This window comes from Haladaptatus ordinarius (assembly GCF_054177595.1).
Map to the genome: position 1 here is coordinate 1 of NZ_JBPEHH010000289.1, position 822 is coordinate 822.

The window sequence follows — 822 nt, forward strand, 5'->3', positions numbered from 1 at the left end:
GAGCGAAGTCAGCAGCGATGTAATTGCATCCGGGGAGAGTCTCATACAACCTCCCCTTCGCTCTACGAGTTCAGGTAGCCGTCGGCTTGCGATTTAGCCTCTTAACCGAATACGAATGAACTTGAGGGTAACTTCCGTCCCGACCGCCTCGTCACCGTGAATCTGGTTGATGAGGTGAACGCTTGTGGTGCCATCACCGACGGTCACTTCCCAGAGCGGATCGCCACGGCCAGCTGATCGTCCGATTTCTGTGAGCGTAATGCGGTCGCTCTGCTGGTCGATCTTCTTCAGTTCGCCTGTGAGTTCGTCGTTCGAATGGAAGGCATTGAGATTGTACGCCTGCTCATTGCCCGGCCACGGCCCTCCTGGCCGGTAATCTCCACGGCGGTCATCAGCACTGTTTCCGATTACAGTGCCGGACGAAACGAGGCCACCGAGTGCAATGCCTGTTGCTTTCAGATAGGTGCGTCGACGCATATCATTGGTTATATCCCCCTATGCATACAAAATATTTGCTTCAGTTTACGGGAAATATTGTTCAGTGACACACTGTGGTGCTACGAACCGATTTCCACGTTTATTCGCACATCGCATTCGAGAACCTGACCGGTATTCGCAACCGATTGGCTGGTGCGAAGCGGTCCCACGCAAGGGCGTTCCGACAGCCTGGACCAGTACGTCGAATACAAGGCCGAGATGTTCGACATTCGGTACTTCCCATCGAGTCAGTGGATAGTCACGACTGACGGGGTTAGATTCTCAGGAAGCGTCTGGATGGGTGATTATGAGATTTCTCTACCATCCAGACACTGTTCTTACGGC

At 53.4% G+C, this 822-nt stretch carries 1 protein-coding gene and 1 pseudogene; one reads left to right on the forward strand and one right to left on the reverse strand.

Going from position 1 to position 822, the window contains the following annotated elements; genetic code table 11:
* Positions 1 to 93: 93 nt before the first annotated feature.
* On the reverse strand, positions 94 to 477 hold the full coding sequence (locus ACR3FF_RS27235) for a hypothetical protein (protein WP_458191227.1): 384 nt from the start codon (positions 475 to 477) through the stop codon (positions 94 to 96).
* Between the two features lie 95 nt (positions 478 to 572).
* Here ACR3FF_RS27235 and ACR3FF_RS27240 point away from each other — a divergent pair.
* Positions 573 to 708 (forward strand): annotated as a pseudogene (locus ACR3FF_RS27240) (RNA-guided endonuclease InsQ/TnpB family protein); the annotation flags it as partial.
* Between the last annotated feature and the right edge of the window lie 114 nt (positions 709 to 822).